A 2362-nucleotide genomic window follows, 5' to 3' on the forward strand; every position below is an offset into this window, starting at 1 on the left:
GTCGTTCTTTTGTCGTCTATCTGTCGTGTACATGTTTAAAAAAATAGTTTATTATATATTCATGAATAAATATAGAGTTGCTGAGTTAAGAAAAAAAAGAGGTTGGACGCAAGAAGTACTGGCTGAAAAAGCAAATATAACTGTTAGAACGGTTCAGAGAATAGAAAATGGAACGGATGTTAGTTTAGATACTTTAGCCTCAATATCTAATGCTCTTTTAGTTCCAGTAAGTGAACTATTTGAAAGCATTGAGGAAGAAGCAAAAGAGGTAGAAATCATGGATATGTCTAAAGAACAGCTTATTCAACTGAAATATAGACAAACTATAACCGTCTCAATTACTTTATTGGTTATAGCAGCTATACTTTTGGTTATGTCAATTTTAGGTGTTGAAATTAATGAATTAGCATCTGGCTATAATACTACACTTTCTTGGCTGGCATGGGTAAGTTTATTATTATTGTTAATAGGTCTAGCAAATTATTATTTAGGAGTTAAATTAAATGAAATGCTTGACCAAAAGTACCCTCTTACTAAGGGCATAAAATTAAAAGAAAAAAAAGAACGCTTTGAAAACTTTTGGCAATTTTTTTCAATTTATTGGTGGATGATTTTCCCAATTTTTGGTTTTATAACTTGGTTCATTTCTTTCTTTAATAATCTATAAAGTTTTTGTTATCGAGCGGAGAGACAATATAATGATTAAAAAAAAGTCACATTTTTTTGTAGCTTTTTTTGGCTTTACCATGGTAAACCCGTTGCTTGCCCAGTCTTGAAAAAGTTACTGGCAAGCAACGGGTTTGTGTACACAACCCTCAAAAAGTAACGTTACGTACATTTTTGTTTAGGAGTACCTAATACAATACCCTTTAAAAAGAGTGTTTTGAATAAAACTCGCTTTCGCTCGTGGTAACGTTGAATGGATAAATTTTTTATCTCATATTTTAAAAAATAAATTGATAAATTGAGATTTTAATGTTGACAAAAAATTTAAAATTAAGAAATCCAGAGGATAGAAAAGCTCAAACACAAAGATAAGTCTTGAAAATAAAATAAAAAAAGAATATTATAAAATTATCTATAATAAGATTCCCGAACTAATTAAAATACCTTCAATCAATGAGATTATACCACTCAATAGAAAGAGACTACTATGGGATTTGGATTTAACTTTAAGGATTACAATGATCGTTTAACATTCAAAAAATCAACGCTCAAGGATGTAAAACAAACTCTAGATGAACGAGATTTTGTAAAAGCCGAAATATCCAAAAAAGAAAAGAAGTTAGTTAAAAAGTAATAGAACAATAGGGATTTGGGCACTTCCAAAATCAACATAAAATTCAAATAAGCGTCAACACATGGTTTTGAGTTTTTATTTTTTTGAGCAAGTGAGTACCCACTTGCTATGACCGCGAGAGCAAAACTCTCCCCAAAGTGGGTTTTTAGAAATTAGAAAATAAATGGGTTGGCAAAAGATGACTAAATTTTGAAGTAGCTTTACAAACTCATATTTTTCATTTTAAAAAGTCTTAAGTAGTTTATCGTAAAGTAACATTCAAAACGGATAAAAACATCACATTGAGCCTAATATAAGTCCTTCCAGGGTATTCCAACAAATACTTACGTTTTTTCAAGACTGTCGTATGATTTTTTGTAATAAGGAATACCCACGGAGCAACAAACAATTACAGGAGGAATGACGATTGAAATATTTTGTGACCACTTTATCTCCATCAAAAAATATGGGAACAATGAATTGGCAAACGATGATATTGAGTGATTATTGTGTCAATGATTCTTATTGGGAGAAGGCAAAACGAGAATTATCAGAAGAAGTTCAATGGGTGACACAAAGTGACCTTTATAAAAAGATAAAGTGGAATCATGATTCGAACGATGACATTATATTATCAAAACCAGTAAGTATCATTTTAGAAACGGTAAAATCAGATTTTCCGCATGCCAATGTCTGGGTTTATCAATAAAAAATTATTATGAAAGCAAAGTATAAGCTTGATTATTGAGTCTTTTTAAGCACTGTACAATCCTTTAAAAAGACTATATTATGAGATTTTTCTAATTTCTCTATTTTATATAAAGCTGTGGTTGAGCGATTTGAAACACTTTACAAACACTATAAATGAGAAAAAATCTTATTCCTCGCTAAAACAAGTCGTACTGCGACTTTGACCAACTTTTGGGGACACTTTCCCTTATGCTCTTGGATAAAAAATAGGAAAATAAAATGAGAAACGTTTTGATAATTATGAGAACATTATCATAACTATCAAATCATCTTATGAATCTGATATAAATTATTGATAAACGTATGACGTTCACATACTGGATTAGTCCGATT

1 protein-coding gene is annotated in these 2362 nt (G+C 30.3%); it reads left to right on the plus strand.

Annotated features, from left to right (window positions below):
- Positions 1-61: 61 nt before the first annotated feature.
- Positions 62-667 carry a helix-turn-helix transcriptional regulator gene (locus AB0N03_RS52120; RefSeq protein WP_023349234.1) on the plus strand — a complete coding sequence of 202 codons (606 nt, stop codon included), beginning with the start codon at positions 62-64 and terminating at the stop codon, positions 665-667.
- Positions 668-2362: the final 1695 nt, after the last annotated feature.

Origin of the sequence: Amycolatopsis sp. NPDC051061, assembly GCF_040682935.1 — a bacterium.
Lineage (GTDB): Bacteria > Actinomycetota > Actinomycetes > Mycobacteriales > Pseudonocardiaceae > Amycolatopsis.

Bases quoted from the DNA above. Each gene is read 5' to 3' on its own strand.
- AB0N03_RS52120 (WP_023349234.1), top strand. From the start codon at position 62: ATGAATAAATATAGAGTTGCTGAGTTAAGAAAAAAAAGAGGTTGGACG.